The sequence below is a fragment of the Brevibacterium sp. H602 genome, assembly GCF_051172395.1.
Taxonomy (GTDB): Bacteria; Actinomycetota; Actinomycetes; order Actinomycetales; family Brevibacteriaceae; genus Brevibacterium.
Genome location: NZ_JBPIZD010000002.1, coordinates 53,313 through 77,871 on the forward strand (window position 1 = coordinate 53,313; position 24,559 = coordinate 77,871).

The 24,559-nt window shown below is 61.7% G+C and carries 26 protein-coding genes; 10 read left to right on the forward strand and 16 right to left on the reverse strand.

What is annotated here, in order from left to right; genetic code table 11:
* Positions 1 to 49: 49 nt before the first annotated feature.
* Together ACSBQT_RS02415 and ACSBQT_RS02420 are read left to right on the forward strand one after the other, a co-directional pair.
* A complete protein-coding gene (locus ACSBQT_RS02415) occupies positions 50 to 991 on the forward strand; it encodes an NAD(P)-dependent oxidoreductase (protein WP_410709542.1) in 942 nt (313 codons plus the stop codon).
* Between the two features lie 39 nt (positions 992 to 1,030).
* Positions 1,031 to 1,426, forward strand: coding sequence for an MmcQ/YjbR family DNA-binding protein (locus ACSBQT_RS02420; protein ID WP_410709543.1), 396 nt, complete (start codon positions 1,031 to 1,033; stop codon positions 1,424 to 1,426).
* Between the two features lie 24 nt (positions 1,427 to 1,450).
* Here the strand turns inward: ACSBQT_RS02420 and ACSBQT_RS02425 are convergent, their stop codons facing one another.
* Positions 1,451 to 2,098 carry a hypothetical protein gene (locus ACSBQT_RS02425; RefSeq protein WP_410709544.1) on the reverse strand — a complete coding sequence of 216 codons (648 nt, stop codon included), beginning with the start codon at positions 2,096 to 2,098 and terminating at the stop codon, positions 1,451 to 1,453.
* 149 nt (positions 2,099 to 2,247) lie between these two features.
* On the opposite strand from ACSBQT_RS02425, the gene ACSBQT_RS02430 reads away from it, so the two are divergent.
* On the forward strand, positions 2,248 to 3,114 hold the full coding sequence (locus ACSBQT_RS02430) for an aldo/keto reductase (RefSeq protein ID WP_410709545.1): 867 nt from the start codon (positions 2,248 to 2,250) through the stop codon (positions 3,112 to 3,114).
* Positions 3,115 to 3,152: 38 nt separating this feature from the next.
* On the forward strand, positions 3,153 to 3,686 hold the full coding sequence (locus ACSBQT_RS02435; protein WP_410709546.1) for a GNAT family N-acetyltransferase: 534 nt from the start codon (positions 3,153 to 3,155) through the stop codon (positions 3,684 to 3,686).
* 33 nt (positions 3,687 to 3,719) lie between these two features.
* On the opposite strand, the gene ACSBQT_RS02440 is transcribed toward ACSBQT_RS02435, so the two are convergent.
* Positions 3,720 to 4,730 (reverse strand): LacI family DNA-binding transcriptional regulator, encoded by a 1,011-nt coding sequence (locus ACSBQT_RS02440; RefSeq protein ID WP_259358207.1) that lies wholly within the window; start codon positions 4,728 to 4,730, stop codon positions 3,720 to 3,722.
* A 159-nt stretch (positions 4,731 to 4,889) separates the two neighbouring features.
* Between ACSBQT_RS02440 and ACSBQT_RS02445 the strand changes: the two genes are divergently transcribed.
* Together ACSBQT_RS02445 and ACSBQT_RS02450 are read left to right on the forward strand one after the other, a co-directional pair.
* Positions 4,890 to 5,825: a dihydrodipicolinate synthase family protein gene (locus tag ACSBQT_RS02445; RefSeq protein ID WP_435000846.1), complete on the forward strand. Its 936-nt coding sequence runs from the start codon at positions 4,890 to 4,892 to the stop codon at positions 5,823 to 5,825.
* A gap of 210 nt (positions 5,826 to 6,035) precedes the next feature.
* Positions 6,036 to 7,313 carry an Nramp family divalent metal transporter gene (locus ACSBQT_RS02450; RefSeq protein ID WP_410709547.1) on the forward strand — a complete coding sequence of 426 codons (1,278 nt, stop codon included), beginning with the start codon at positions 6,036 to 6,038 and terminating at the stop codon, positions 7,311 to 7,313.
* Between the two features lie 75 nt (positions 7,314 to 7,388).
* Here ACSBQT_RS02450 and ACSBQT_RS02455 read toward each other — a convergent pair whose 3' ends face one another.
* Together ACSBQT_RS02455 and ACSBQT_RS02460 are read right to left on the reverse strand one after the other, a co-directional pair.
* A complete protein-coding gene (locus ACSBQT_RS02455) occupies positions 7,389 to 7,790 on the reverse strand; it encodes a helix-turn-helix transcriptional regulator (RefSeq protein WP_410709548.1) in 402 nt (133 codons plus the stop codon).
* A 2-nt stretch (positions 7,791 to 7,792) separates the two neighbouring features.
* Positions 7,793 to 8,245 (reverse strand): hypothetical protein, encoded by a 453-nt coding sequence (locus tag ACSBQT_RS02460; RefSeq protein ID WP_410709549.1) that lies wholly within the window; start codon positions 8,243 to 8,245, stop codon positions 7,793 to 7,795.
* Positions 8,246 to 8,342: 97 nt separating this feature from the next.
* Between ACSBQT_RS02460 and ACSBQT_RS02465 the strand changes: the two genes are divergently transcribed.
* The gene (locus tag ACSBQT_RS02465) at positions 8,343 to 9,062 is read left to right on the forward strand and encodes a hypothetical protein (protein ID WP_410709550.1); all 720 of its coding nucleotides are present in this window, start codon (positions 8,343 to 8,345) and stop codon (positions 9,060 to 9,062) included.
* Between the two features lie 188 nt (positions 9,063 to 9,250).
* On the forward strand, positions 9,251 to 10,741 hold the full coding sequence (locus tag ACSBQT_RS02470; RefSeq protein WP_410709551.1) for a PepSY-associated TM helix domain-containing protein: 1,491 nt from the start codon (positions 9,251 to 9,253) through the stop codon (positions 10,739 to 10,741).
* 71 nt (positions 10,742 to 10,812) lie between these two features.
* On the opposite strand, the gene ACSBQT_RS02475 is transcribed toward ACSBQT_RS02470, so the two are convergent.
* The 5 genes from ACSBQT_RS02475 to ACSBQT_RS02495 form a co-directional block, all read right to left on the reverse strand.
* Positions 10,813 to 12,330, reverse strand: a complete 1,518-nt coding sequence (locus ACSBQT_RS02475; RefSeq protein ID WP_410709552.1) for a tripartite tricarboxylate transporter permease — start codon at positions 12,328 to 12,330, stop codon at positions 10,813 to 10,815.
* Positions 12,331 to 12,339: 9 nt separating this feature from the next.
* Positions 12,340 to 12,954, reverse strand: coding sequence for a tripartite tricarboxylate transporter TctB family protein (locus ACSBQT_RS02480; protein WP_410709553.1), 615 nt, complete (start codon positions 12,952 to 12,954; stop codon positions 12,340 to 12,342).
* A complete protein-coding gene (locus ACSBQT_RS02485) occupies positions 12,951 to 13,826 on the reverse strand; it encodes a 4-hydroxythreonine-4-phosphate dehydrogenase PdxA (protein WP_410709554.1) in 876 nt (291 codons plus the stop codon). The genes ACSBQT_RS02480 and ACSBQT_RS02485 overlap by 4 nt, the downstream gene beginning before the upstream one ends.
* A 140-nt stretch (positions 13,827 to 13,966) precedes the next feature.
* Complete coding sequence (locus tag ACSBQT_RS02490) at positions 13,967 to 14,812, reverse strand: tripartite tricarboxylate transporter substrate binding protein (RefSeq protein WP_435000788.1); 846 nt, start codon at positions 14,810 to 14,812, stop codon at positions 13,967 to 13,969.
* A gap of 209 nt (positions 14,813 to 15,021) precedes the next feature.
* A complete protein-coding gene (locus ACSBQT_RS02495; protein WP_410709556.1) occupies positions 15,022 to 15,750 on the reverse strand; it encodes a GntR family transcriptional regulator in 729 nt (242 codons plus the stop codon).
* Between the two features lie 131 nt (positions 15,751 to 15,881).
* Between ACSBQT_RS02495 and ACSBQT_RS02500 the strand changes: the two genes are divergently transcribed.
* Positions 15,882 to 17,084 carry a CaiB/BaiF CoA transferase family protein gene (locus ACSBQT_RS02500; RefSeq protein WP_410709557.1) on the forward strand — a complete coding sequence of 401 codons (1,203 nt, stop codon included), beginning with the start codon at positions 15,882 to 15,884 and terminating at the stop codon, positions 17,082 to 17,084.
* Between the two features lie 25 nt (positions 17,085 to 17,109).
* Positions 17,110 to 17,904, forward strand: a complete 795-nt coding sequence (locus ACSBQT_RS02505; protein WP_410709558.1) for an enoyl-CoA hydratase — start codon at positions 17,110 to 17,112, stop codon at positions 17,902 to 17,904.
* Between the two features lie 15 nt (positions 17,905 to 17,919).
* Here ACSBQT_RS02505 and ACSBQT_RS02510 read toward each other — a convergent pair whose 3' ends face one another.
* From ACSBQT_RS02510 to ACSBQT_RS02540, 7 genes are all read right to left on the reverse strand, one after another.
* Positions 17,920 to 18,810 carry an NAD(P)-dependent oxidoreductase gene (locus tag ACSBQT_RS02510; protein ID WP_410709559.1) on the reverse strand — a complete coding sequence of 297 codons (891 nt, stop codon included), beginning with the start codon at positions 18,808 to 18,810 and terminating at the stop codon, positions 17,920 to 17,922.
* A gap of 72 nt (positions 18,811 to 18,882) precedes the next feature.
* Positions 18,883 to 19,653, reverse strand: a complete 771-nt coding sequence (locus ACSBQT_RS02515) for an SDR family NAD(P)-dependent oxidoreductase (protein ID WP_410709560.1) — start codon at positions 19,651 to 19,653, stop codon at positions 18,883 to 18,885.
* A gap of 35 nt (positions 19,654 to 19,688) precedes the next feature.
* Positions 19,689 to 20,633 (reverse strand): sugar phosphate isomerase/epimerase family protein, encoded by a 945-nt coding sequence (locus tag ACSBQT_RS02520; protein WP_435000790.1) that lies wholly within the window; start codon positions 20,631 to 20,633, stop codon positions 19,689 to 19,691.
* Positions 20,630 to 21,400, reverse strand: coding sequence for a GntR family transcriptional regulator (locus ACSBQT_RS02525; protein ID WP_410709562.1), 771 nt, complete (start codon positions 21,398 to 21,400; stop codon positions 20,630 to 20,632). Before ACSBQT_RS02525 ends, ACSBQT_RS02520 begins: the two co-directional genes overlap by 4 nt.
* The gene (locus ACSBQT_RS02530; protein ID WP_410709563.1) at positions 21,397 to 22,173 is read right to left on the reverse strand and encodes a triose-phosphate isomerase family protein; all 777 of its coding nucleotides are present in this window, start codon (positions 22,171 to 22,173) and stop codon (positions 21,397 to 21,399) included. Before ACSBQT_RS02530 ends, ACSBQT_RS02525 begins: the two co-directional genes overlap by 4 nt.
* A 30-nt stretch (positions 22,174 to 22,203) precedes the next feature.
* Positions 22,204 to 22,659 (reverse strand): ribose-5-phosphate isomerase, encoded by a 456-nt coding sequence (locus ACSBQT_RS02535; protein ID WP_410709564.1) that lies wholly within the window; start codon positions 22,657 to 22,659, stop codon positions 22,204 to 22,206.
* Positions 22,656 to 24,485, reverse strand: coding sequence for a dihydroxyacetone kinase family protein (locus ACSBQT_RS02540; RefSeq protein ID WP_410709565.1), 1,830 nt, complete (start codon positions 24,483 to 24,485; stop codon positions 22,656 to 22,658). The genes ACSBQT_RS02535 and ACSBQT_RS02540 overlap by 4 nt, the downstream gene beginning before the upstream one ends.
* Positions 24,486 to 24,559: the final 74 nt, after the last annotated feature.

The window sequence follows — 24,559 nt, forward strand, 5'->3', positions numbered from 1 at the left end:
ATGCGAAAGCGAACCACCCGATCTACGCCTACGAAGGAAGCGGACCCGAATGAGCAACCGCATCGTCATCACGACCGACTACCTCGGCGAGGGGGATGAGGTCGACCGTCTCCTGCGGGAGCACGGACTCGAACCCGTTTACGCCCCGGCGGCCGGCAAGCGCGCTGACGACGAACGCCGGCACCTGCTCACCGGCGCATCCGGAGCAATCGTCTCCAGTGAGCCGATCACCCGTGACATGCTCGCCGAGGCGGCTGACCTCCGGGTGCTCGCCCGCAGCGGAGTCGGCTACGACTCCGTCGACATCGCCGCGGCGCAGGAGTTGGGCATCCGCGTGGCCAACACTCCAGGGGTCAATCACCACGCCGTGGCCGAGCTTGCGCTCGCCCTCATCCTCAATTGCGCCAAGCATCTCAGCGACGTCATCACCGGCGTCAGAGCGGGGCAGTGGCCACGCACAGCCGGCACCGAACTGCGCGGCAAGACCCTCGGAGTCATCGGGTACGGGCCCAGCGGCAGAGCGATCGCGGCGATCGGTGCGGCGTTGGGCATGCGCGTCATCGTCGGTACCTCCCACCCCGACACCGAGGCGGGACCGAGCATCGAGTTCACCGACGTTGACACGACGATCGCTGCAGCCGACTACCTGACGCTGCACGCCCGTGCGACCGGCACCCCGATCATCGGCGCCGACCGGCTCGCGGCGATGAAGGAGACCGCGTTCATCATCAACACTGCCCGCGGATCGCTCATCGATGAGTCCGCGCTCGTCGCGGCGCTCGAGGCGAAGCAGATCGCCGGTGCCGCCCTTGACGTTCTCGACGTCGAACCGCTGACGAGCGAGAACCCTCTCCGCGGATTCGACAACGTCTGGATCACGTCCCATCTGGCCGGCCAGACGGTTGAGGCCCGTGAATGCGCCGGGTTGGCCGCCGCCCAAGCCGTCATCGATGTAATCGACGGAAAGGAACCCGTCGGACTCATCGTCTGAAGAGTCCTATCCTCACCTGCCGGGGCGTACCGTTGACTCATGGCGCATCCGCAGATGTTCGATGACGACGACCCGATGCTCGAACGGGTCCGCGCGATCGCGCTCAGCCTGCCCGAAGCGGCCGAGAAGATCTCGCACGGCAGACCGGCCTTCTTCACGAAGAAGATCTTCGCCCACTACGGCGGCACCGAGAAGCTTGTGTCCGGGGAGATGGTGCAGCACCCGCAGGCACTGCTCGTCCTGCTCGACCACATGGACGCCGAGGTGGTGCTCGAACGACCGGACTCGTTCGTTCCCATGTACCTCGGCCCCTCCGGTTGGGTCGGTCTCGCACTCGACGATCTCGACGACGAAGAGCTGCGCGAACTGATCATCGATTCGTACCGCAGCACCGCCGCGGCGCGGTTGATCAAGGCCCTTGACGCTCAGGAATGAGCGCTCAATGTTCCCGCTCGGCGATCAGTCTCGAGCGGTCCGCAGACGCTGCTGGTCAGCTTCGACCCGTGTGCGCCGCATCCTCACAATAATGAGCAGGACCAGTCCCGCAACGGCGATGACCACTCCTGCAAGGAACCCGTACTGCGTCACCGAGAACTCCTGACCGGTGACGGAGTCCCCGCTGCAGGTCAGGCTCGGCGGCAGGTATCCGGCGGTGACGGAGAAACCGAACACCTCATCGCCGCCGACGGTATCGGGGCAGATTCCGGACCCGCCTGACTTCGATGCCGAATACCACTGCAGATGCTGGGCGAACATCATCGAAGGCAGCACGAAGACTCCGACCGCGATGAGCCGCAGCGGCCATCGATCTCGACGAGGTTCGGCGAAAGGCGACTGGTAAAGTCCGACCAGCCGAGTCGCCACGAACGCGAGCAGCACACCGAGCAACATCGCGACGCTCAGAGCGGCGAATGCCAAAGAGAGCATGAACAGCGCCGAGGTGGCTCCGGAGTGCTCGACCATCGCCGACGTCAGCCAGTGGGTGGCATGGAGAAGCATGGCGACCACCAATCCGGCGCTCGGCAGGAGAAAGGCCACCTGCCACCGCGAAAGCCTGCGAATACGGCGAAGGAATCCCTGCTCCGCAGCTCGCACGTTCGTCTCCACGTGACCACGTTAGCCCAAGACTCATTGTGAGAATCCCGCGTCAGCACCTCCTCGGAGGACCTCACAGGAAGAGTTCAACCACGACCCCCTGCTCAAACTCAAGGCGAATGCCCTGGCCAGCGCCACCTCGGCGGTCATAGGGTGAATACATGACCACCCCAGCGAACACCCCCGCACAGAACTCACCGATCCCCACCTTCGACCTCAACGACGGGCGCCCGATCCCGCAGCTCGGCCTCGGCATCTACGCGATGAAGGGCGACGAGGGGGTCGACGCCATCGTGGGTGCAGTCGACGATGTCGGCTACCGCCTGCTCGACACCGCGGTGAATTACGAGAACGAACGGGAGGTCGGGCAGGCCATCGCCGACTGCTCCGTCGCTCGCGAGGACTTGTTCGTCACGAGCAAGATCCCCGGCCGCCACCACGGCTTCGACGAGGCGATTGCGAGCACCGAGGAGTCGCTGGCCCGGCTCGGCCTCGACTACCTCGATCTCCACCTCATCCACTGGCCCAATCCCAGCGTCGGCAAGTACGTCGAAACGTGGGAGGGCCTGATCGAACTGCGCACGCGCGGGCTCGTGAAGTCCATCGGCGTCTCGAACTTCACCGAGGAGATGCTCACCGAGCTCGTTGAGAAGACCGGGGTCACCCCGGCCGTCAACCAGGTCGAGCTCCACCCGTATTTCCCGCAGGAGAAGCTCATCGCCTTCCACCGCTCCATCGGTGTGCAGACCGAGAGCTGGTCCCCGCTCTACCGTGACCAGGGACTGTTCGATGAAGCCCCCATCGCCGAGGCGGCCGCCGCCCATGGAGTGACCCCGGCCCAGGTAGTCCTGCGCTGGCATATCGAGATCGGGAGCATCCCGATCCCGAAGTCGGCGAACCCGGAACGTCAGCGGTCCAATGCCGACGTCTTCGGCTTCGAGCTCACCCCCGCCGAGGTGGCTGCGATCTCCGGACTCGAGCGCGGTCGGATGAAGGACCGTGACCCGCTGACACACGAAGAGATGTGAGGCAGCACGGCGACGTGTGAAGCCGAGCAAGGGGACACGTGGAATTCCGGCGGACGACCCGGGCTGACTTTCCGTTGCTCGCGCGGTGGCTCGGCTCGCCCCACGTCGCCCGCTTTTGGAATCACGAGACGACTCCGGAGGCGATCGAACGAGACTTCGGCGGAAGCATCGACGGCACCGAACCATCATTCGACTTCATCGTCGAGGACGCCGGGGTGCCGGTCGGGTTCATCCAACGCAGTGCGATCTGGGATTATGCGGACGAGCAGCGGGAACTCATCGCTCTGTCCGACGCCCCGCGAGATGCGCTGACGATCGACTACTTCATCGGAGAGGTCGCCGCGACCGGCAAGGGCATCGGCACACGGATGATCCGGGAGTTCACTGAACTCTGCTTCGCTGACTGCCCGTCCGCCTCGGCGATCATCGTGCCCGTGATCGCGGGGAATCCGGCATCGTGGAGGGCTCTCGAGGCTGCCGGATATGAACGGATCGCCGAGGGCCCCATCCCGCCCGACAACCCGGTCGATGACGGGTGGCACGTCGTCTATCGCCGGGATCGCAGCTCATAAGGCACGGAGTCTGAGTCACGGACTCAGACAAGATCAATCCACTGGTGGTGCTGTTGATCTGCGCGGAATGAGGACGGGCAGTGCCTTATGCACGGGTGCCATTCCTTGCTCGTCAAAGAGAAGCCCGACCCCAGTCTCGGCGATCTGATCAAACGGGACTCTCACTGTTGTCAGCGGAACCGGAAGCTTTTCAGCCAGGGGTATGTCGTTGTAGCCGACGATGGACAGGTCATGTCCGAGTGTCTTGCCAGCATGTGCAGCAACTGTGGAAATTCCGATGGCGAGGTTGTCGTTCGCAGCGAAAATCGCTGTCGGGGGAGTATCTGATTCGAGAAGTCTCTTGCCGCTGTCTATTCCAGCGTCTACGCCATACCCAGCGAAAATGACATTGTCGTCCCTGATCTCTACCCGGGCTTCCGCCGCAGCGGCACGAGCTCCAGCAACTCGGTCATTCGCACTCGAGGTGAAGTCCGGACCGGTGACAATGGCGATGCTTCTGTGTCCAAGGTCGAGAAGATGGCGGACCGCGAAGTACCCGCCTTGGAAATCATCGCCTAACGAGCTCGGGCTCACCCCATCAGTGCGCAGGACGAGTGAGTGTCGCACCTTCTGGGACCTCAACATCGCTGGAAGAGAGTCATCGATCCGTGCGTTAGCGAGGATGAGCCCGTCGACATTGCGGTCGAGCAATCGTTCGACGGCGAGCCGTTCGTCATCAGGGTCATCGCCGCTGGTGGCGACGACTGCATAGTGGCCCCGCTTGCGGGAGGCCCTTTCGATAGCTTCGAACATCAGTGCCATCACCGCATCGGTCAGTCTCGGAACCACGACACCGAGCATCGCGGTCTCCCCGCGGCGCAGGCTCGAAGCGAAGACATTACGACGGTAGCCGATCTGCTGCGCGATCTCGCGGATCCGAGCTGCCGACGCCGACTTCGACGTCGGCATCCTCTCGTCCAGTGCTCGGCTCACGGTCGATACGCTCACTCCGGCGCGTTCCGCCACGTCGCGCAGGGTCACGACCGAAGAGTCTCGTGCGCTCATGTGGGCTCCGATCCAAGGTATCCGAATCGCCTGATCCGATGCCGTGACCAAAGCGATTCAAAATGAATGCTTGACATTCTTTTCGCCATCACAGCATACTTGAAATCGTTCCTGCAAACGTTCCCGCGAACGTTTGCAACATCAATCAAGGAGGATGAAATGTCACTGGATCTGCGCGGACTGAGCCCTGCCCCCGTCACACCGTTCACTGTGGATGGTGAGATCGATTTTGCGGCAATCAAACGCCTCGGCGGATGGCTCGGCTCCATTGAAGGAGTCAAAAGCCTCGTTGTGCTCGGGCATGCCGGTGAGGGAACGTTCCTCACCCAGAAAGAGCAGTCCGACGTCATCTCAGCTTTCCGGGATTCCGTGAATGGAGAGATTCCGATCATTGCGGGCATCACTCAAGAGGGGAATGCTGTTGCGGCCGAAGAGGCGAAGCGCGCAGTAGATGCAGGTGCCAGTGCCGGGCTCGTCTACCCCTCGCATGGATGGCTTCGCTTCGGATACCAGCAGGGCGCGCCCCAGACCCGCTACCGTGCGATCTATGAGGAAAGCGGTCTGCCGATGATCCTCTTCCAATACCCCGACAATACAAAGGCCACATACGACCTGGATACCCAGCTCGATATCGCCGGTCAGGAGGGGGTCTTCGCGACGAAGAACGGAGTGCGCAACATGCGCCGCTGGTACACCGAGATTCCCGCGCTGCGTGCTGCCTATCCCGAGCTCCAAGTTCTCTCCTGCCACGACGAGTACCTGCTTCCGACGATGTTCGATGTCGACGGCCTGCTCGTTGGGTACGGCAATATCGCCCCCGAGCTACTCGTCGAACTCATCGATGCGGGTAAGGCGCATGACTACGATCGGGCCCATGCCATTCACGAGAAGCTGCTGCCGGTGACGAAAAACGTCTACCACCGTGGCTCGCATATGGAAGGGACTGTGGCCCTCAAATGGGGTCTCGTGGCTAGAGGCATTCTCGACCACGCGACAGTCCGCGAGCCGCTGTTGCCGCTCCAGAGCGGAGCTGACAAGGAGATTGCCGCAGCGTTTGCTTCGGCTGGACTCGGGCAGGTCGCTGTTCCTGCCTGAGGCTCTTTCGAACGGAGGTCACGTTTCCAGTGCTCCGAGTGGATAGGGCTTGATTGACAAAAGCCGATCCTCAAGCGGCTGGGCGTGACCTCCGGGCCCGGCGGTTCTTGACCGGGAGAACCGCAATCCATTCGGCGAAGTGATGAGTGCGCCATCGCGCTGACGTGACAATTGAGACAATGAAGTCCTGCTCCAAAGGAGGAGCGAACAATGATTGAGCAAACCATCCAGAAGGGCACTGTCCAGCCCATGGCCACTGAACCCTCTGCCGCAGCCGGCTATCCGCGCCGGTTCTGGCGGACCCTGGCGCTCATCGGACCGGCTTTCGTTGCTGGTGCCTGGCAGTTCGGGCCCGGCAATCTGGCCTCGGCCGTCCAAGCGGGAAGTGCGTATCAATACACCCTGATCTGGGTGATCGTGGTGTCAACGATTCTCATGATCTTCTTGACCGACATGAGCGTGCGGCTCGGAATCCAGTCCCCTGTATCCCTGATCTCTTCGATCAAGAAGAGGCTGGGTGCCGCGGCAGGGATGGTCGCTGGGATCGGCGTTTTCCTCATCACCCTCTGCTTTTCCGTCGGCAACGCCGCCGGCGCTGGACTCGGATTGTCCCTGTTGGTGCCAGGTACGGCGCCAGTGATGTGGTCGCTTATCTGCACCTTGTTCGTGGCGTCCATCCTGTTCATCAAAAGCACCTACGCCGTAGTCGAGAAGATACTTGTCGTGATGATCGCTGTCATGGCCATCTGCTTCGTGGTCAGCGCGTTCGTTTCGGGCGCAGATTGGACTCAAGCTGCCTCGTCTCTCATTCCGTCTGTGCCCAGTGGAGCGTGGATCCTGGTGATTGCGCTGGTCGGCACAAACTTCTCGATCAATGCTGCTTTCTACGCTTCGTATGCGACGAAAGAGAGAAAGCGGACTGCTGGGGAGTACAGGACCGTCTCGCTGGTCGATACGATTCCCGGAATTGTGGCTCCGGGCATCATGACCATCCTCGTTATTGTCGTTGCTGCCGCCGTACTCGGCCAGACCGGAACTCCACTCGATTCCTTCGCCGGACTGGCTAAGGTGTTCGAGCCTTTGGCCGGACCGGTCGGCGGGTTCATTTTCGCTCTCGGCTTCTGCGGCTCCGCTCTCTCGTCAATGATTCCGAACGCGATCGCAGGCGGAACGATGCTCTCGGACGCCTTCGGTCGGGGAGCGTCGGCGGGCACGGTGACTGCTCGAGTGACCAGCGGATGTGTTCTTGCGTTCGGGCTGATGGTCACTCTGCTGTTCCAGGGGTCTCCGGTCCAACTCATCATCCTGGCTCAGGCTCTGACAGTTTTGGTGGCGCCGATACTCGCGATCCTGATCGTCTTCATGGCCAATGACAAGGTGCTGATGGGGCGCCTGCGCAACAAGTGGTGGCAAAACGTGTTCGGCATCATCGGTGTTGTCTCGGTATGTGCCCTATCGATTCGACTGCTCATCAATTTCTTCGTCTGAGAATTCTGATGGGGCGGCTCCTTCGGGGGCCACCCCGTCGCGTTGCTTTGCTGCCGGTCTGGGCTCCCGGTGCTGTCATTCCTCCTCCGACACCTCGACGAGGTGGCCCTGGACTCCCGACAGAAAACTCGCTCCCAGCGGGGTAAGCGAGAGCATCTTGCGCTTCGCCCCGGTGCGCGGGGCATCGACCGCTGTGCTCTGCAAGAACCCCGAATCCTGCAGACGCTTGATCGTGCGGTAGAGGCCGCGTTCGGTGATCTGCCAGCCGGTGGCGGCGGTGACCGCCTCGGCAATGGTCGAGATCTCGGCCGGCTGATGCTTTGCGACCAGGGAAAGCGTGACCGGGGTGAGCATCGACTTCTTGTAGGTCTCGACCCACGAGTCCACGCGGTGATCAAGCCATTCGCGCTCTTCAGGGGAGAGCGCGGCCGAGCCGCCCGTCTCCCCGGTTGTGATGCAGGGAGAGTCTGTCGCCATCCTCAGTCCTCCCAGCCGCGGCCGAGGACTGAGCCGAGGAGGTGGACCAGCAGTCCAAGCCCCCACAGGGCGCTCATCACGAGGGTGGCTCCGAACCACGAGCTCTCGAGCAGGGTGCGGGCCGCGTCTCCGGCGCCGTCGACTTCGAAGCCGAGGAACATCACCCGGAGGATCGCGTGCAGATTGAAGGAGGTGGTGACGGTGACGAAGGCAATGGCATGGGCGATGACCACGCCGAAGCGGACACGTTTGAGCGCGGTCAGGTTCCGCCACAGCCACACCGCGATTCCGATGGCGACGAGTGCTGTGAGTCCACCGGCGAGGATCGTGACCTCGCCGCCGGTGGTAGCGACGACGATCTGCACGATGGCCATGGCGATGATGAGACCGAGCGTGTACGGGAGTAGAAGGGTCCGTGCGTTGGTGGGCGATGACGTCTGCGGGGTTGTAGTCATATTGGTACGGTACCTATGGTTCAGTGCGTGCCGCAAGACCCGATCTCTCACGATCACTCTGGGGTGATTCCACCTGTGTGAAAATAGACCCGTGATGATGAGAGTCAGGCACCGGCGCGCTCTGCGCGGCACCCTCGCCGCAGCATTCGCGACCTTTGTCGCGCTGACGTCGCACATCCTCGGCGGTGGATCGTTTCCGACTGCGATGGGTGTCGTCGTGCCGCTGGCGCTGTCGACCCTCGTCTGCGTTCTCTTGGCCGGGCGCCAAATGTCGCTGCCGCGGCTGACAGTTTCCGTCGGAATCAGCCAGACGCTCTTCCACCTTCTTTTCTCCCTCTTCACTCCGCACGGTTCTGCATCGTCGAACACGATGGCGCGCTCCGACAACGGTCTCGCCACGCTCATCGGCTCGCACTCACACCACTCGCCGGCGCATGGAGTCCACCAAGCGGCGATGCATGCGTCGCCCAGCGGCGGGGTGCAGATGGCTCATGATTCCGCAGTCATGCCTGCCATGGATGGTTCTGTGGGTGCAGCAGCCGAGATGCATTCGCACTCGTCTCCCGCGATGCTGCTGGCCCACTGCGTTGCCGGGATCGTGACCATCGCGATGATCTATTGGGCCGAGCGACTGCCGATCATGCTCGGCGAGTTCGCCCGCCTCATCATCCGAGCGGTCATCCCGCGCCTCGTCGTCTTGCGGGCGCAGATCGAGAAGCCTCGGTCACTGATCGGCTTCGAGCCCGAACTGCCTCGCAGCCTCGGTGTGTGCCGATCCCCGGTGTTGCGGCGAGGGCCACCGCAGCCTGCTTTCTGACACTCATCACATCCGCGCATCGGCTCTCGTGAGTCGGTGCGATCACTGCTGACCGTATCTGGTCGTGGACCGCGACTGCGGGTAGCGTGCGACGACTGCCGACCTCAGCTGCCCGTCGACAGTGTCTGCTCGTCGAGGGCATCAAGCCGACCGGATCCGGTTCAGCGCAACTGAGAGAAAGCATCATCATGACCACCCCTTCATCAACCGTGCCCGAAAGCTCGGGCCCGGAACCGACCAGCCAACGTAACCACCCCGACCGCCCCGACCGTCCTATTCCGTGGCTCGGTCCGCTTCTGCGCCGTCTCCACTTCTACGCGGGCATCCTCATCGGCCCGTTCATCCTCATCGCCGCGCTCACCGGGGCGGCCTATGCGATCAGCCCGACGCTCGAAAAGGTGGTCTATGCCGACCAGCTCAGCGTCCCCGCCACCGACGATCCGCTGCCACTGGCCGATCAGATCGACGCCGCGAACACCGTGATCGCAGGCAGCGATTCGACGCTGTCCGCCGTGCGGCCGGCCCCCGAGCCGGGCGATACCACGCGAGTGATGTATTCCGATCCCAGCCTCGGCGAGAGCGAATCCCGGGCGATCTTCGTCGATCCCGCCACCGCCGAGGTGGTCGGTGACCTCACCGTCTACGGCACCTCGAGTGCCCTGCCGCTGCGGACGTGGATCGATCAGATGCACCGCAGCCTCCACCTCGGCGACGTCGGACGGATCTACAGCGAACTCGCCGCCTCATGGCTGGGAATCGTCGCCGCCGCGGGTCTCGTGCTCTGGATCCTCCGCGCTCGCAAAACGAAGAAGCCCGCCGCGATGCTACGACCTAGCCGGAAGCACAAGGGGCTGCGCCGCACCTTCTCCTGGCATGCTTCGGTCGGTGTCTGGGCGGCGATCGGGATGCTCTTCCTCTCGGCCACCGGGATCACGTGGTCGCAGTTCGGCGGGGAGAACGTGACGAAGCTGCGTGCGGCGCTGAGCTGGGAGACCCCGGCGGTGTCGACGGAACTCGGCAGCGCCGCCGCCGCGCATGCTGACGGCGGGTCCGGACACGAGGGTCACGCTGGTCACGAAGGCCACCCGGGAACCGGTGCCTCAGGAGGGTCCGAGACCGATCAGGCCGATTTCGACATGATGCTGTCGATGGCGCGCGGAGTCGGCATCGATTCCGGAGCCGTCGAGATCCTGCCGCCCGAGGACGAAGGATCCGCGTGGGTGGTGCAGGAGATCCAGCGCAGTTGGCCCACCCAGGTCGGCGCGGTCGCCTTCGACCCCGAGACGATGGAGGCCACCGACCGGGTCGACTTCTCCGACTACGGTGTGGCCGCGAAGCTCGCCCGCTGGGGCGTCGACCTGCACATGGGCACACTCTTCGGATTGGCCAACCAGATCGTGCTCTTCGCGCTCGCCATCGGCATCGCGTCGATGGTGGTCTGGGGCTATGTCATGTGGTGGCAGCGTCGGCCGAAGCGGAATCCGGCGAAGGGGTTCGGGCGCGCACCCGCACGCGGTGTGCTGAACGGGGCTCCGTGGTGGGGAGTGGCTGCGGTCGTCGTCGCCGCGATCGTGGTCGGTGTGTTCCTGCCGTTGATGGGCATCAGCCTCATTGGGTTCGTCGTCATCGATGTGGCGGTTGGGTCGCTGACGATGAAACGCAATGGGACTCACGCCTGAATGTAGGGCGGAAAGACTGTGGGATCGTCGCCTCAGGCTACGATCCCACAGTCATTGGAGAAGAGATGTGACTAGTGCGTGACCTTCTCTTTACTCGATGCGCCGGCCTTTCGTGTCTTGAGATTGCGCATAACGGCGCCGACCAGCGGATATGTCAAAGCGATAAGAGCCGCAACTGTAAGGACGAGCGATAGCGGCCGCTGGAACATGATGAGGAGATTGCCGTCTCCCATCGCTGAGGTCTGGACCAGGTACTTTTCGAGCAGAGGGCCGAGGACCAGACCGAGGACGAATGGAGCAGCTGGGAAATCGAACCGCTTCATGAAGTACCCGAGCAGTCCAGCGAAGAAGACGACCCACAGTGTGAATGTGTTGTTTCCCAAGGCGAACGCACCGACGAAGCTCATCATCAGTACGATCGGGTAGAGGAAGACGTATGGTATGCGCAGAATCTGAGCGAAGACCGGAGCCATCGGGAGATTGAGCACGAGCAGAATCAGGTTGCCGAAGAAGAAGCTGACAAGCAGACCCCAAACCAGGTCAGGTTCCTGTTCGAAGAGCAGCGGTCCAGGCTGGAGCCCGAAGATGACGAAAGCGCCGAGGAGGACCGCAGTCGTCCCGCTTCCGGGAATGCCGAGAGCCAAGGTAGGAATGAAGCTCGCGTTGGCAGCAGAGTTATTTGCTGCTTCTGGAGATGCGACCGCTTCGGGCGCGCCCTTTCCGATGAGATGTCGGAACCGGCTCACCTGCTTCTCTACTCCGTAGGCCAGGAACGTCGCCAAGGTGGCACCGGCTCCAGGTAGGACCCCGACGGAGAAGCCGAGAGCCGTCCCGCGTGCTGTTGCAGGAGCGGAGCGGGCGAGCTCTTCTTTGGTGACCAGCAGATCTTTGAAACGTGCACGAATGGGCTTTTCGCCGCCTCGGCGGATTTGATGAAGAACTTCACCGACCGCGAAGATTCCGATCATCACCGCAACGAAATCAAGGCCGGATAGGAGGTTTACACTGCCGAAGGTAAACCGCGCTGTGGAGAAGCCGGAAGCCACGCCGACCATTGATACGAGCAATCCGGCAGCGGCCATGGTGATGCCGCGCAGTATGTTCTCCCCGGCAAAAGATACGATTGTCGCCATTCCCAGCAGGATGATCGCCAGGTTCTCCGCCGGTCCGAAGTTGAGTGCGAATTTCGCGATCGGCTGTGCCAGAGCGATGAGTCCGATGAGGGAGACTATCGCAGCGAAGAACGACGCCAAGGCGGAGATTGCGAGTGCGGCACCCGCTCTCCCTTTTCGCGCCATCTGATACCCATCGAGGGTGAGAACGACACTCGATGAGTCGCCCGGGGTGGAGATGAGAATCGAACTGATTGAGGATCCGTACTGTGAGCCGTAGTAGATACCGGCCAACATGATGAGAGCGGTGACCGGTTCGAATGCCAGCGTCACTGGCAAGAGAATCGCCACACCAGTTGTCGAGCCGAGTCCAGGGAGCAGTCCGATGACGGTGCCGAGGAGAACTCCGACGAAGCACCACAGGAGGTTTTCGGGGCTGACTGCGGTTTCCAGCCCGAGCATGAGATTGTCGATCATGGAAATTCCTCAGATCAGTCCGAGCATGCCTGTCGGCAGTGGAACCGACAGTACGAGCCCGAAGACGATGTAGACGAAGACAGCTGCGCCGATCGTTGTGGCAGCAGAGGTCCACCATTTCTGTTTCTCGACGACGAGGAGGAGAAATAGGATCGCGGCAGCCAGAGAGATGATGAGGCCGGCGATAGGGATGAGCGCGAGGGCGACTCCGAACGTGATGAATATGTAGAAGGGGGCGCGATTGCGCTGTTTCTCCGTTCGACCAAAGGTATCGAGGTCGTCACCATTGCCCAGCTCAGATCGAGAGTCGGCGACGGCATCAATTGATTCGGCAGCCTGAGCTTCAATGTCCTCGACCGCCGACATGATTCGACCGCCGGAAGTTCCCACCCGGGCAAAGAAGAGGCGGAAGATCTCGGCCGTTGATGCGAGAAAGATGAACGCGCCGGTGAGAAACGGCAACATCCCCGGACCGACTTGGCCACCCTCGGCTGTGAGGCCGTAGCCAAAACCCACGACGGCGGCTCCGGCTCCGACAATGCCGAGAATCGACGTTCCGACGACATCGGCGACATCGGGCCTGTTCCGCGGCGGGTCCTTCAAAACTTCAGTAGTCGAACTCATCGGACAATCACCTCTGCGCTGCTGAGCTCATCGGTACCTGAGGTGATCCGGCTGTTCTCGGCCATGCGGACTACCAGATCGAAAGCGTGTGAGCTCGGACCGATTTCTGTTCTGCCTGTGCCGACGATGTTGTGGGCTGTGCCGTGAGCAGGAGTGGCGATTGGAATCGGTATCCCACCATGGACTGTGACGCCTTGGTCGAAGCCGAGTAGTTTCATCGCGATCTGCCCTTGGTCGTGGTACATCGTCACCACACCGTCGTAGTCACCGCCGACCGCCCGGGCGAAGAGCGTGTCGCACGGAAAAGGCCCCTCGACATCTATTCCGCGAGAACGAGCCAACTCAATAGCTGGGGCAATATCGTCGATCTCCTCTCTGCCGAACTTTCCGCCTTCTCCGGCGTGTGGATTGAGTGCGCATACTGCCAGTCGCGGTTTCGACGTGCGAGTCTGAGATACGACGCGATCGAGCAGTTCGATCGTCTCGAGCACTTTGCCGGCACTGATGCCGTCGGCAATCTCTGCGACCGGAACGTGAGAGGTGACTCGCGCCGTGACAAGCGATTCGATGAAATTGAGCTCAGAGGTGAAACCGGTAAACGCGAGCCGCTTGGCAAACCAGCGCAATTCGTCTTCCTCGGTCATTCCGGCTTGCCCCATCGCCCCTTTGTTCAGCGGTAGGAAGAGCACCCCATCCGCTTCACCGCCGGCACACAGGTCGAGTGCGGTGGAGAGGTCGGCAAGAGCGCGTTGTCCGGCGGCAATGCTGACCTCGCCGACGGGAATGACCGGTCCCTGGTAGGAAGTGCCGAGGAACTCTATGCTGTCGGGGTCGGGAATCGTTGTTCCCGCCGTGCGCGCGAAAGAGTCCAATTCGGCCTCTGTCGATGTGACGAGTAGGTGCGCACGGTCGCGGTTGGCGGGGTCGGCGAGAAGCCGGGCAGTGAGCTCAGGCCCCACACCGGAGAGGTCTCCAGGGACGAGAACGATTCGTGGCTGTGCTGAGATCATTGTCATTCTCCGATTGCTGCTCGCAGCTCTTTGTCGTTCTCAGAAAGGTAAGTCGCGAAGTCGTCGCCGTAGGCAGCGTTTGGCTGCATCATGTTGTCTTCGATGTAAGTCTTGTACGCGTCGGACTTCTCAAACTCTTTAGCCTTCTTGATCCAGTACTCTTTCGCTTCCTCGGGAATGTCTCCCGGAGCGATGACACCGCGGAACTGCGCGAAGGCAACATCGATACCTTGCTCCTTTGCCGTTGGAATGTCTTTGAGCTCGGGGTATTCGTAACGCTTGTCAGCCGCAGCACACAGCGGCTTGAGATCACCCGACTCGAGCTGGCCGGAGACTTCACCGGGATTGACCGAGATCGCTTCGACCTGGCCGCCGAGCGCGGCGGTGATGGCTTCCGCACCGGACTCGAACGGTACGCGGTCGAACTTCGCCTTGGTAGCCTTTTCCATCAGAGTGAACGTAATGTTGTCGAGTCCCGTTGCGCCGGAGATCGCGACGACGGTCCGCCCCTTCTTTCCCTTGTCTGTGAGGTCGGAGCAGGTGTCGAGCTTGGAGTCTGCCTTCGTGACGATGAGGGTGAAGTCATCGCCGAGCTTCATGATCGGTGTGAAGCTCTCATGGGTAAACTCAACATCCTGAACCGCAGGAAGGGCGAGCATCGCTGTCTCCGTGGCGAGTAAGTAGTTCGGGTCACCGGAACGGCCGAGGAACTCCGAATATCCCACGGCGCCCGAGCCGCCGTCGATGTTCTGCACCGTAATGGTTTTGCCCGTAGCCTCCTCCAGCCCCGAGGCGGTGGCTCGGCCTGCGATGTCGCTTCCACCTCCGGCCGCGAACGGCACGATCATCGTGACATTGCCCTTCGGTTCGAATTCCCCTCCAGACGCGTTCCCCGATGCTTGGCCGCAGGCGCTGAGACCCAAGGCAAGTGTTCCGGTCACGGCCGCGGTGGTGAGCAGATTCTTCGAATGCATTTCCATCTCCTTTGACAGAATTTTCTGTGGTGCCCGATTGTGCGTTGCGTGGTGGTGCTCTCAGGTGGGGTCGATGACAGGACTCAAGTCGTCGCGGACAGCGAGGCGCGCACCTCCTCGAGCCACCGGTCGGATTCCGGTGTTGCTCCGTCGAGTTGATCGACGGTATCGATGAGGAATGACAGGTTTCCGTGGTCGTCGAATTCTCGTTCGATCTCATCCGGATCTCGTTGCAGGATGACTTCGAGCATGCGAGCGTGCCGGGCTACATTGCCGTCGAGATCTTCGATCTCTCGGCGGGCCTGGTTGTTCAGTGCCATGCACATCTGCAGCTGCATCGCCATTGCCCGATAAGTCGATTCGATTCTGGCGTGCCCTGCGAGGCCGACGACTGCATAGTGAAACTCGAACCCGGCCGAGACCATATCGCCTTCGTCGCCGGTTTCGGCGATCCTTTCCATCTCCCGAAGCGTCTCGCGGCACCTTTCGACCCGATCTGGGGCGAGCTCGGGGTGGGTCAGCTTCATTGCCATTCTCTCGAGATCACGACGGAGAGTGGCGATCTCGAAGACATCGTGTTGAGTGATTGACATAATCCGTACGCCCTTGCGGGGAACGTGTTCTACGAGTCCTGAATGTGCCAATTCCTTGAGCGCCTCGCGGAGCGGGGGCCGTGAGATGCCGAGCTCTTCGCAGAGGCGTTCCTCAACGAGTCGCTCTCCCGGCAGGTAGTTCCCGGCGAGGATTGTCCGTTCGAGTGCTTGCCTGGCCAAGGTTGCCAAGCTGGGTTGGGATGGGATGAAAGATGCCACTTCCGAATAGATCCTCTTTTGTATACAGTAGTGTGAAGACTGTAACGCGGATCACACCCTTAAATCAATGGGTTGCCCACGCAGTGGTGGCGTGATTCCTACAGGATCGATGAAAATCTGAGGAGGAACGCATGAATGAGACCGAATCCGGGCCGACCGACGGAGCGGGGCCGCTTGCCGGGGTGACAGTTCTTGAACTGGGAGTGTTCATGGCCGGACCGTTTGCGACGATGCAGCTGGCCGACCTCGGCGCACGTGTGATCAAGATCGAGAACCCGATCGGCGGAGATCAGACACGGAGCACGGGGCCCTTCGTCAATGGGGAGAGCGCCCCCTACATGCTCATCAACCGCAACAAGGAATCGATCACACTCGATCTCAAGTCAGAGGTTGGTCAAGAAGCCTTCATGCGGTTGGCCGAGACAGCCGATGTCATCGTGGAGAACATGCGACCCGGCGTGATGCAGCGTCTCGGCGTCGACTATGAGGACGTTCGAGAACGTAACCCCGGCATCATCTACGCTTCAGCCTCCGGGTGGGGCCAGGACGGTCCGCTGGCGAAGCTGGCGGGTCTTGACATCATGGCCCAGGCTCGAAGCGGGCTTATGAGCATCACCGGCCAGCCCGACGCGCCCCCAGCAAAGGTAGGGGTGCCCATCTGCGATCTCACATCTGCGATGTACGTGGCCTTGGCACTCACATCGGCGCTCATCGAAAGAAATCGATCAGGGCAGGGGCAGTACATCGACGTCTCTCTCTTCGAAAGCGGGGTTTCCTATGCAGTGTGGGAAGCGGCGGCCTACTTTGTCGAAGGGAAGGTTGGCCGTCCGAACGGCTCCGCGCACCAGAACCAGGCTCCCTATCAGGCGGTCCACTCATCGGACGGATTTGTCACAATCGGAGCGAATACTCCACGGAATTGGGTGAGTTTCTGTCGGGGGTTCGGACTCGAGGAGCTGCTCGACGATGAGAGATTCAAAGAATCCTACGACCGGCTGGCTCATCGAGAGGCCCTCATCGCACTCATCGAAGAGAAGACTTCGAACATGACCACAGACGAGATTATCCAGGTACTCAACGAGGTAGGTGTGCCATGCGCTCCGATCAGTGATTATTCGCAGGTCTTCACTGACAATCATCTGGCAAGTCGTGACTTCTTCTGGGACTCCGAACATCCGGTCGCCGGTACGGTGCGACAGATCGGCTCACCCATGCGATTCTCTCGAACACCTGTAAGGCGTGGGTCGGCCGGTCCATCTCTCGGCGCGGACAATGCGCTGCTCGAAGACCTCGGGTTCTCGGAGGCCGAACTCGCTGATTTGAGATCACAATGAGGCGCACACAGGGAAGGGCATGATGATGGGCAATACAGCAGACAGCGGCGAGGCATCCGGAGACCTACTCGTCGACGTCGACGACGGAGTCCTCACTGTCACATTCAACCGGCCAGAGGCCCGCAATGCGATGACGTGGGACATGTATATGGGGCTTGCCGAGGCGTGTGCGAAGGCCGATAAGGACGATTCAGTTCGCGTCATGCTCTTACGCGGAGCAGGCGGGAAGGCTTTCGTCGCCGGAACGGATATTGCCCAGTTCGCCGAGTTCGACGGTGCCGCGGGCGTGGCCTATGAAAAGCGCATTTCCGAGGTACTCTCTCGTTTGCGAGGTGTGAATGTGCCGGTGATCGCGGCGATCGACGGATATTGTGTCGGTGGGGGACTGGGAATCGCAGCCTGCGCGGACGTGCGACTCGCGTCATCTAGGGCACGCTTCGGAGTGCCGATCGCCAGAACACTCGGTAACTGTCTGTCTGCGGACACGTTGAGGCTGCTTACCGAGCTGCTCGGCCGTGCCCGCGTGGTCGATATGCTGTTGCGTGCCAGGTTCATCGAAGCCGATGAAGCACTGAGTGCCGGTTTCGTCGGACTTGTGACTGACGACATCGCAGAGGCAGCGGCAGAGTGGGCGAGTACGCTCAAAGGCCACGCGCCGCTGACGATGTGGTCGGTCAAGGAAGTTGTGCGCCGGATCTCGGACTCGGGTGGGGCTGTCGATGACGAGGACATCGTCGAGTGGATCTATGGTTCGCAAGATTTCCATAATGCCGTGGGCGCCTTCATCGACAAGACTCCCTATGAGTGGCTCGGTCGTTGAACTGGGCTCGAAAGGTCAGGAATCGTAGGTTCGGATCACTTGGGAGTCGTCGCGGCGGAGATGACCGAGTTTCGCCGCTTCGGCGAATTTCTGCGCCGCCACAGGAAGGACGGCCAGGTCGATGTCGAGGGCGTCGGCAACTTCGGTGACGAGGGCGGTGTCCTTGACGAAGATGCCCACAGCGCTCGCCACTCGAGTATCGAGACCTTCGAGCATGCGAGGACCCCGATCACCGAGCATCCAAGAGTCGGCGGCTCCGGACGTCATCGCCTCGAGCACGGCCTTCTGGTCAAGTCCGAGCCTGTCGGCCAAAGTCAGGGCCTCCGCCGCAGCCACGATGTGCACAGCGCACAGCAGCTGATTCACCGCTTTGAAGGACTGGCCGTCGCCGATCCGCTCACCGCACTCGATGACCGTCCCGAGTGACTCGAGAACGTTCCGACGCGATTCGAGAACGTGCCTGGCGCCGGAAGCGAGCAGTCTCAGGGTTCCGTTCAGGACGCCAGCGATGCCGCCTGTGACAGGCACGTCGAGTACGACGATGCCGAATTCCTCGGCTCGTGTGGAGGCAAGACGGACTGCATCAGGTCCGACTGTGCTCATGATGATGAGGACGGATCCAGGTGACATGAGAGTGAGAAGCGGAGGAGCTCCCGTCTGCATGTCACCGTCGAGAGCCTGCGCAAGCTGAGCGCCGTCGGCGACCATGACGATCACCGTCGCCGCGGTCTCTGCCGACAGCGGACTCTCTTCCGTCGCCAGACCCTCTGCGCTGGCGTGAGCCCTGGGGTCGGGAAACGGATCGACCCCAGTAACGTTGAATCCGGCTCGTTGCATCCGAAGGGCCATGGGCAGGCCGATGGCACCCAGGCCAAGAAAAGTGATGTGTTCTGCGCTGACGGACATGGATCCTCCATTGGATCGATTCGCTGGTGTACTCGACTACGCGGAGTTGGGATTTCGACGGGGTTGAAGTGTTCAGTGGAAGTAGAGGCCGCCGTTGATACTCAAGGTCTGTCCTGTGATGTGTCCGGCTCCTTCGCTGAACAGGAACTCAACAGTGGCTGAGACGTCTTCTGGCACCGAAATGCGGCCGAGCGCGGTTGCCGCTCCCATCGCTGCACGGCGTTCGTCATCGAGTGGTCCGCCCATGATGTCGGTGTCGACCGGCCCAGGAGACACGGAATTCGCCGTCACCCCGTGAGGACCGAGTTCGAGGGCGACTCCGCGCATGAGTCCGACGATCCCCGCCTTGGCTGCGGCATAAGCGGTCTTGGAGAATGTTCCGCCGCCCTTTTGAGCAGTGACCGAAGACAGTCCGACGATCCGGCCCAATCCGTTCTTCGCCATAATGCGTCCGAATGCCTGCGTGACCAAGTGGGTCGACGTGAGATTGTTCGTGATCACCCGGGTCCACTCTTCGTCGGTGATCTCGAAGTAGGTCACAGACGACGAGACTCCGGCAAAGTTCGCCAGAGCGACGATTTGGGGCAGGTCTGACTCGAAGGCGGCGGCCGCCTCAGCGACCTCATCGGACGCAGTTACGTCGGCGCCTATGCCGAGCGCAGCGACGCCATACGATTTCGCTATCTCTTCGGCTAAGTCACCAGCTTGATCGTCGCGACGCGCGATGAGTCCGAGGTTCCAACCGGACTGTGCGAGGCGGTGAGCGGTGTGCCTGCCGATCCCGTTGGTGCTGCCGACGCCGGTGAGGACAGCCGTACGGTTTGAGGGAAAGGGGGCGCCCATTGAGAGCAGGGAGTTTGAACCAGAAGCAGTGGACGTCATGAGGATGCCATATCTTTCGTCGGTTGAGCCTGAGCGAGGAGTCCTTTGAGGTACGTTCTGTTCTCCGCACAGACTCCGAGGCTGTCGCCTCCGTACTGTTCCATGAGAAATGGGCCGTCGAAGCCGAGCTCCACAGCACGGGCGACCATTGCTCGGTAGTCGATGATTCCGTTTTGAAGTGTGGTCGGGTGGGACGTGAACCACGAGGCGTCGGCAGCTTCATCGCGTTGATAGTTCTTCATGTGCCAGTAGTTCGCGTGGGGCAGAGCGAGCTCGTGCATCTCTCGCCAGTCGTCGATGGGACGGCGCAGGCGGATGAGGTTTCCGATGTCGGGGTTGAGACCGACATTGTCGAGCCCGATCTCCTCGATGAGGCGAACCGCAGATTCGGCTGTTCCAAGATAGGTGTCTTCGTACATCTCCAACGACATCGGCAGCCCCACCTCGGCGGCATGCTTGCCCAGCTCCCGCAGTCGGCGTACCGCGAGTGCCCGGACGTCAGGGTCGGTAGGGTCTTCCCAGCCCTTCGCTGTCCAGAACCACAAAGCCTTGCGCTGAGCCGAGGAGAAGGGCTGGTGAAGTCCCGTGGAGAAGATCTGACACCCGAGTTCAGCTGCGGCATCGATTGTTCGGTGCGCGTAGTCGAGGTTCGCCGCTCCGTGGTCGGGGTCGATGATCGACTGGCGTTGGACATGGACGGAGGTGAGTTCGACTCCCGCCGAAGCAGCAAGACGCTTGAGAACGTCGCGTCGTTCGGGGGTGAGGTCGGCCGGACGGATATGGCTGTCGGCGATCTCGAGCGCCGTGAACTCCAGGCTGGCCAGAGCAGAGAAGATTGTGGCCCAGGACGCGGGGTCGGCTGCCGTCAGCGACTGTCCACTGCGGTCAGCAGGGGGGAAGCCGTGCATGCAGCAGGCGATCGTGTGCTCGGTTGGATTCATGGGTCCTCGTGGTTGTCGGGTGGGGGAGGAGGGTCTTCTACGAGTGCTCGGTGAGCGACCATTCTGACGTGGTGGCGCATAGCCGCTTCCGGTGCAGTGGGGTCCGGCGACGCGAAAGCCTCGACGATCGCCCGGTGTTCGGACAGAGCTTCGCCGACATCCGTGATGCCGTGCGGCAGTGCCTGCCGGAGACGGTGCACTTGAGCGCCGAGGTCCTGCGACATCTTGACCAGGTAGCGGTTGCCGCAATGTTCGAGAATCCTGTCGTGAAAGTCTCGGTCACGGGCGAAGTATTCCTGCGCGGCGCTCACCTGGACCCGCCGCACCTCTTCGGGACTGTCAGAGGATTCGGTGGCGTACTTTGCGGTCTCGCGAACTTTGTCGCCGGCCTTTTCGTGCGCGGCGTGAGCCGCTTCGAGTGAGCGCAGCAGCTCGTCATCGGCCGGTGTCGCCAGTTTCGTTGCGGCGGTCTCCACTGTCTCGCGGGCAACGAAGAGCTCCTGCAACTGTCCTCGATCCAAAGGAGGCGAAACGCGGTAGCCGCGCAAGGCTTCGCGGACAACGAGACCGGTGCGTTCGAGGTCGACGAGTGCTTCTCGCACCGGCGTCGGGGAGACATTGAGCTGCCTGGCCAATCCGTCGATAGACATTCTTTCGCCTGGCGAAATCTCACCGGTGAGAAGGATTTCGAGGATGTGCTCGTAGACAAGATCGCGGAGTCCACGGCGTTCGATGTCTGCGCGGGGAATTGAAGGCTGTGCATTCATGATTTCAGCATAATGACATCGGCGAGTTCGTCGAGGATCTTCGACAGTGAATGGGGGTCGTGGGCGAAGCGGCCGAGGAAGAGGCCGTCGACGGCGAAGCCGAGTTCTGTGAGGAGCCCAGGTCCTGCGCTGCCGCCATAGATGAGGCGGAAGTCGAGGGCGGGAAGTTGGTTGCTGGAGCGGACGGCCTTGCATACTGCGGTGATGTGAGCAGGGTCGGCGGGTTGGGGTGCACCGATCGCCCACATCGGCTCGTAGGCGATGACGACGGCACCTCGAGTCGGCAGGCCGTCGGTGAGGGCGGACAGCGCTGAGTGGATCTGGGTGACAACTTCGGCAGCGGCTGCTTCTGGGGAACCTTCGGCTTCCTCGCCCACGCACAGAATCGGGATCAGGCCGTGCCGCATTGCCGCGGCGGTCTTTGCACGGATGACTGCTTCGGTCTCGTGGAAATGGCGGCGACGTTCGGCATGGCCGACTTCGACGTAGCGGCAGCCCAGTTCAGCGAGTACGGCTCCGGAGACCTCTCCTGTCCACGCGCCGGCGTCTTCGGCTGAGAGATTCTGGGCGCCGACCTGCAGGGGACCGGTGAGGTCGAGGCAGGCTGGAATCGACGGGAATTGAGGAAGGACAACGAGCTCGGCTGTTCCTGAGGTAAACATCGAATGCGCGTGGGTGAGCTCGTTGACAGTGATGGCCCAATCTGTCGTCTGGGCGTGAGACATGTACATCTTCAGGCTGGTTCCGATGAGCCAGTCTGGGAGCGGAGACAATAGAGAAGACTCGGTTGTGCCGACCATCGGTCACTGAGACTCGTAGGCGCTGATCTGTGCCAATTTCTCGTTCGACGCGCTCGTCGGATCAAACGTGTAGCCGATCCATTCCCGAGCCAGACGGCGGGCGAGTTCGAGCCCGATGACACGTTGACCCATGCAGAGGACCTGTGCATCGTTTGACAGAACGGAGCGTTCCACGCTGAACGAATCGTGGGCTGTGGCCGCTCGAATTCCCTTTACCTTATTGGCCGCGATCGCCACACCGAGTCCGGTCCCGCAAATGAGGATTGCACGGTCGGCATCTCCTCGAGCGACCAACTCTGCAGCAGTTGTCGCGATTGACGGATAGAAAGTGTGCGACTGGGAGTCGACGCCGACGTCTAGCACTGACGCGATGCGTTGGTCATCTCCCAAGTCAGACTTGATGACCTCCTTGTAGTCGAATCCCGCATCATCGGATCCGATGACTACTCGCAGTGTCATGGTCGGGCCGCCTTTCGTTCGGTGCTGTCGGGGTGAATGATTTTGTCGCCAGTGGGCGCGGCGCTTGAAGATGCGTGAGAGGTCAGGCGGTCGGCAATGGACTCGGCGATAATCGCCAGTGAGACCGCACCCGGGTCCGGGGTGCCGACGCTTCGATCTCCGTGGGCGCGGGCTCGACCTCGTTTGGGGACGAGATCGGCGGTGGTGCGGGCTGCTCGAGTCGCTGCATGAGCGGCGCGAGAGGTCGCTTGAACGAACGTCGAACTCCTGGACACGTTGTTGCCGGATCCGATACTTCGTGAGAACTCTGTCGCCAACGGTACGAGCGCATCAAGTAAAGTTTTGTCTCCGATGTCAACGCCTCCGAACGAGCGGACCTCACCGACCACTGCCATGAGAGCAGCGGAGATGTCAGGGGGGTCAGGGACTCGGTCCCCGGCGAACCCATCAGCGAGCGTGGAGATGATCCGTCCCCAAATGGCTCCAGAAGTGCCTCCGCCGACATCGGCCCAAGCCTCGCCGGTTGCGCGGATCACCTCTGCGGCGCTGCAACCGCGGTTCGTGGCCTCGGCTGCGGCGAGTGCTGCGGCTTTCGACCCACGCTGCATGCCGATCCCGTGGTCACCATCGCCGGCAACGCTGTCGAGACGGCCGAGCTCGCCGGACGCATTGTCGAGGACGCCTGCGATCTGTTCGACGGCATCGGAGATCTCTCTTCCGAGCCGTCTGGATGCTGGCGACGCGTGAGGCGACGCAGGTACCGAGGCGGAATCCGCAGGATCTTCGCCCTGGAGCTCCTGCTGCGCGAACTCCGACTGGCGATTGAAGCTTCCGAGCTCGCCGCGAGTGAAGGCCGCCGAGGAGCATGGTGCCTCCCACAGCTGTTCAAGTTCATCGTCGAGCCAAAGGAGGGTCAGTGAGAGTCCCGCCATGTCGAAGCTCGTACAGAATTCACCGACTTCCGGATCGACGAGTTCGTATCCGGCTTCCCTCAGCAGGGGGTCGATGAGGCCGTAGAGAAGGTAGAGCTCTTCGTACTTGACGGTGCCCAACCCATTGAGGATGGGAACGACTCGTCGAGACGAGTCAGGCGCCTCGTCTAGGAGCCGTGAGACGAGCAATTCGGCCAGCTGAATTGCTGTGGGGAGTGGAACTTCGTCGATGCCGGGTTCTCCGTGGATGCCGAGGCCGACCGCCATGCTGCCTTCAGTGACGGTGAAGAGCGGCTCATCGGCTCCGGGGAGAGTGCATCCGGAAAACGCGACTCCGATCGACCGAGTGCAGCGATTGGCGACTCGGGCGAGACGCTCGACCTCGTTCAGCTCGAGACCGGCTTCCGCAGCGGCGCCGGCAATTTTGAATACGACGAGATCTCCAGCGATGCCTCGGCGCTTGTCGATCTCGTCTCGGGACGCGCTGAAGATGTCATCGGTGACTACGACCGTGCGAGTGTCGATGCCTTCAGTGCGCAGCTGTTGCTGAGCCTGATCGAAATTGAGGACGTCGCCCGCATAATTGCCGTAGCTGAAGAGGATGCCTCGTCCCTGGTCGCAGCTGCGGGCGACTGACAGGATCTGTTTCGCCGAGGGCGAGGCGAAAACGTTGCCCATCGCGGTCCCGTGTGCGAGGCCAGGGCCGACCAAGCCGGAGAAAGCAGGAAAGTGGCCGCTGCCGCCGCCGATGACCAGGGAGACCGTCGGTTCATGACTCTTCGTTGAACGCACGACGCCGCCGTTGACTGCTCGCACCCACCGGGACGAGGCGAGCGCGAAGCCGCGCGACATATCTGAGACGAAGTTATCCGGGTCGTTGAATAATCGGGTCACGAGTTCTCCCTTGAACTGATTCCTATTTCATAGATCCTATAGGATCAAAATGAAAACGAAAAGGTGGCCGGCGG

Coding starts and splice junctions, on each gene's coding strand:
- ACSBQT_RS02415 (WP_410709542.1), top strand. CDS start 50: ATGAGCAACCGCATCGTCATCACGACCGACTACCTCGGCGAGGGGGAT.
- ACSBQT_RS02420 (WP_410709543.1), top strand. CDS start 1,031: ATGGCGCATCCGCAGATGTTCGATGACGACGACCCGATGCTCGAACGG.
- ACSBQT_RS02430 (WP_410709545.1), top strand. CDS start 2,248: ATGACCACCCCAGCGAACACCCCCGCACAGAACTCACCGATCCCCACC.
- ACSBQT_RS02440 (WP_259358207.1), bottom strand. CDS start 4,730: ATGAGCGCACGAGACTCTTCGGTCGTGACCCTGCGCGACGTGGCGGAA.
- ACSBQT_RS02445 (WP_435000846.1), top strand. CDS start 4,890: ATGTCACTGGATCTGCGCGGACTGAGCCCTGCCCCCGTCACACCGTTC.
- ACSBQT_RS02450 (WP_410709547.1), top strand. CDS start 6,036: ATGATTGAGCAAACCATCCAGAAGGGCACTGTCCAGCCCATGGCCACT.
- ACSBQT_RS02455 (WP_410709548.1), bottom strand. CDS start 7,790: ATGGCGACAGACTCTCCCTGCATCACAACCGGGGAGACGGGCGGCTCG.
- ACSBQT_RS02460 (WP_410709549.1), bottom strand. CDS start 8,245: ATGACTACAACCCCGCAGACGTCATCGCCCACCAACGCACGGACCCTT.
- ACSBQT_RS02465 (WP_410709550.1), top strand. CDS start 8,343: ATGAGAGTCAGGCACCGGCGCGCTCTGCGCGGCACCCTCGCCGCAGCA.
- ACSBQT_RS02470 (WP_410709551.1), top strand. CDS start 9,251: ATGACCACCCCTTCATCAACCGTGCCCGAAAGCTCGGGCCCGGAACCG.
- ACSBQT_RS02475 (WP_410709552.1), bottom strand. CDS start 12,330: ATGATCGACAATCTCATGCTCGGGCTGGAAACCGCAGTCAGCCCCGAA.
- ACSBQT_RS02480 (WP_410709553.1), bottom strand. CDS start 12,954: ATGAGTTCGACTACTGAAGTTTTGAAGGACCCGCCGCGGAACAGGCCC.
- ACSBQT_RS02490 (WP_435000788.1), bottom strand. CDS start 14,812: ATGATCGTGCCGTTCGCGGCCGGAGGTGGAAGCGACATCGCAGGCCGA.
- ACSBQT_RS02500 (WP_410709557.1), top strand. CDS start 15,882: ATGAATGAGACCGAATCCGGGCCGACCGACGGAGCGGGGCCGCTTGCC.
- ACSBQT_RS02505 (WP_410709558.1), top strand. CDS start 17,110: ATGGGCAATACAGCAGACAGCGGCGAGGCATCCGGAGACCTACTCGTC.
- ACSBQT_RS02510 (WP_410709559.1), bottom strand. CDS start 18,810: ATGTCCGTCAGCGCAGAACACATCACTTTTCTTGGCCTGGGTGCCATC.
- ACSBQT_RS02515 (WP_410709560.1), bottom strand. CDS start 19,653: ATGGGCGCCCCCTTTCCCTCAAACCGTACGGCTGTCCTCACCGGCGTC.
- ACSBQT_RS02520 (WP_435000790.1), bottom strand. CDS start 20,633: ATGAATCCAACCGAGCACACGATCGCCTGCTGCATGCACGGCTTCCCC.
- ACSBQT_RS02525 (WP_410709562.1), bottom strand. CDS start 21,400: ATGAATGCACAGCCTTCAATTCCCCGCGCAGACATCGAACGCCGTGGA.
- ACSBQT_RS02535 (WP_410709564.1), bottom strand. CDS start 22,659: ATGACACTGCGAGTAGTCATCGGATCCGATGATGCGGGATTCGACTAC.